General features: G+C 60.9%; 3 protein-coding genes. All 3 read right to left on the bottom strand.

All coding sequences use genetic code 11. From position 1 onward, the window contains the following. On the bottom strand, nt 1–385 hold a 385-nt coding region (locus AC1DUU_RS27100; RefSeq protein ID WP_476786447.1), incomplete at its 3' end, for a helix-turn-helix domain-containing protein. 488 nt (nt 386–873) lie between these two features. Beyond that, entirely contained in the window at nt 874–1,911 is a 1,038-nt protein-coding gene (locus AC1DUU_RS27095) for a hypothetical protein (protein ID WP_476786446.1), read from the bottom strand. 122 nt (nt 1,912–2,033) lie between these two features. Beyond that, the coding region (locus tag AC1DUU_RS27090; protein WP_476786445.1) for a purine-cytosine permease family protein at nt 2,034–3,325 on the bottom strand (1,292 nt) is incomplete at its 5' end.

The raw sequence follows: 3,325 nt of genomic DNA, 5'->3' as shown, positions 1-3,325 counted from the left end.
GTCTTATTCCGTGGCGATAGTCGATTTCTCCCTCCAGCAAATAGACAAGTTTCATTCCCGGATGCCGCAAAAGTGGGCCACCCCCCGTAKCCTTGGTTAGGGTGACGAGTTGCTGCTCCAACACAACCTCTGCAGCGGCGAACCCAAGATAGGTAAAGAGGYTCTGGTGACTGGGTGCATCCTGGCCCACGCGTTCTTTCATCCCAGCTCTTACAAACAGGGGATCACGCTGAACGGCGTCAAAAGTCCGGAAAAGAGCTGTAAGTGGGACTCCCAGCGCTTGCGACAACGCCTGCAACGTAGACAGCAACGCCGATGTGATGCCATTTTCGATCTTGGACATCATGCCGAGCGAAAGACCTGCCGCCCGCGCAAGCTCGACCAAAGTGATTCCGAGTTGCCGGCGGTGCGATCTCACCTCCCGCCCGATCGTCACCTCGAGAAGATTTCCGGCCGAGTGCTGGTCAGCTGCCGCATGTGGCCACGGGGCCTGCGGCAGGCCGCGATTGTGCGGAGAAACGTAAGTCCTGCTCCCTGCTCTTGTCACCTACACCTCCGATTTCAGTGGATGCCGGGAAAGGTGCTGCCCGCCGCAGCTACACGACCTCTTACCGTTGCGCGTGCTCGGATATGACGCTCCATACCTCGGCGGAGTTCGATCACCGGGCAGTGTGTCAGAACCCCGACATCGGACATGTTGAGGGTGCGGCCCTGCGCAACCGGCGCGCGGAGGCGGACATTCTTTGCCAGGGCAATGGGGAGGTGCCCCATCTCGATGCTGTTTGGCGGCGGTGGTCAGCTTTCCCCACACGCAAAAGCCGCCCTCGCTGTCGAGGATTTCGCCGGCGGCCAGGTCGCGCTTCACTAGCGCGACTACGACCGCATGGAGGCGCGACGCCGCGCCGGTCGACTCGTTGCGCAGGGCCATGTGCGCCACCGTGATGCCAAGCTCCAGGCCGATGAAATGAAAGGGCTTGTATGTGCAGGCAAAGTGCCCACTGGCTTCAGTGCTGATGCCGGTGAAGACACCTTATCTGAGATGGCCCGGGATCTCACTGCCATCATCAAACACCGAGGAGACGACCTCCACCCGGCCGGCCCCCGCGGGCGAGACATTGTTGCCGCGCGGCCTCTGCCGTTCTGCCAGTTCTCCCGGCTGCAGGCAGGAAACWCCAGACCATCGACCGGCGCGTCGAGGCCGGTTGCATTAGCTACGGCCGCCATTTCCAGGGCCGACTTGGTGCCGTCCAGGAACGAGTTGAACTTCTTCGGGTTGAGGTGCCCAATCCGGGCCTGCTCCGGCGTCAGGCTATGGTGCTCCCAAACCGTCGCCGGCGTCAAATTGTGATAATGGGGACGGTGCTTGGTGCCCTTGCCGGCCGCTACCACTTGAAAGCCCGAAGCACGGGCCCAATCGACTATTTCACAGATCAGTGCCGGCTGGTCGCCATAGGCCAGCGAATAGATGACACCTGCCCGCTCGGCCTCGTTGGCCAGGGCCGGGCCAACCAGCGCGTAGGCCTCGACATTGACCATCAGCACGTGCTTGCCGAAGCGAAAACACTCCAGGGCGTGCAGCGCGCCAGCGACCGGATCGCCAGTCGCTTCGATGACGATATCGACGAATGGGCTCCGGATCAGGAAGAGGGCATCTTCGGTCACGCCTATGCGCTGCTCGCGAACGGCGGCCTCGATGCCGCGCCCGCAGATCATGTCTCTGGGATGGCCGGTCACGGTGATGGCCGCCTCGACATTGGCCCGAGAGAGATCGGCGATCGCGACGAGCTGAAATTCCGGGTTCCGCAGGCATTGCGAGTCGAACATCGAACCGAACTTGCCGGCGCCGATCAGCCCGATGCAGATACTACGTCCTTGCGCCTCGAGTGCCCGAAGCTTGGCATGCAGATTCATCGCGCGTCTCCAGATCGTGGTGGTGCCATGGGTGCGTTCTGCTGAAGATCGAAGAATCGACGCTGGCACTTGTTCCCGTATGCCGGCCGGAGCCGGCATACGGTCGCAGCGCACAGTCAGCGCTAATAGGCAGCCTTGGCTACCATCGTCCGCGACGACAGCGCCCAGAACAAGAGGAAGCTGCTGGTGACGGTCGCGGGCGCCGAGAGCAGTTCCAGGGTCGGGATGGCGAGCAGTATGATGCCGATGGYAACAGCGCCGAACCAGGCGACCATTCCAGGCGCGTAGTAGGCAGGGAAATCGTCGTCCGAACGGGCGCTTTCCTCGCCGGTGCCGTCATGTTGCCCGCACAATATGTAGGCCAGCGCGACGCCGACCCAGGCGACGACGAAGATACCCTGATATGCCAGTGCCACGAGCAGGTACTGGAAGATGTTGGCCAGCATCACGAAGTAGACGATGACGCCGACGATGATCGCCCATACATATTTCGGCATCTCCAACTTGAACACCAGCCGGAAGAACGCCTGCATGTTGACGGTCGACAGGTAGAAGTTGGTGGTGTTGATGCGGGTCTGGCTGATCCAGACGAACAGCAGGCCGAAAGCGCCCATCATCACGATCAGCGCCTTGACGACGGAGACTTCCGAGGTTGCGCCCTCGAGCGGGATCGTCTGCACCAGGAAGATGCCGACCAGGCCGTTGACGAAATAGGTCAGCGTGTAGAACGGCAGGCCGAAATTGAAGACGGCGTGGTAGGTCTCGTCCTCCTTCTTGCCGAAGCGGGCGAAGTCGAAGGTGCACATCATCATCCACCAGACGCCCATGAAGGCGATAAAGACGTTGATCCAGCCATAGGGCGGGGCGCCGCCTTCCGGCGTCATGGTCAGCCAGGCGTTGGAATAGCCGTAGTGGGAGATGGCGTAGACCACCGTACCTATCAGGCCGAGAAGATAGAGCGGCAGCAGATAGCCGTTGAACTTGTCGAGCCAGTGCTGGACGCTGCCGAGGATCAACGGCACACTGTAGATGCAGACGATCAGGGCGGCGACGGCGAAGGTCAGGCCTTCAAAGTAGTATGTTGCCGCGGTGGCGATCACCGAGCCTTCGAACACGGCGTAATAGATACTGCTGACCGCATAGATGAAAGTGGCGATCGCCGATCCGTATCGACCGAACAGCAACCGGGAAAACAGCGACACCGACAAGCCAGTCCTGATCGCGTATCTGGTAATGACGGCGTTGATGGCGGAGTAGGAGATAACGGTCAGCACCAGGCCGATGATCGTATTCGCGGTGCCATAGATCTCGGCGAGCGTCGCCGAGATGATAAGAAAGAACATTGCGCTGCAGATCGCCCAGAAGGCCATCGTCAGATTGAGCTTTGGCATGCGCCCACTGGGTGGGACTGGTC

The sequence above is a fragment of the Aminobacter sp. P4_H6_2 genome, assembly GCF_056400805.1.
This window is presented reverse-complemented; position numbering and strand designations above follow the sequence as displayed.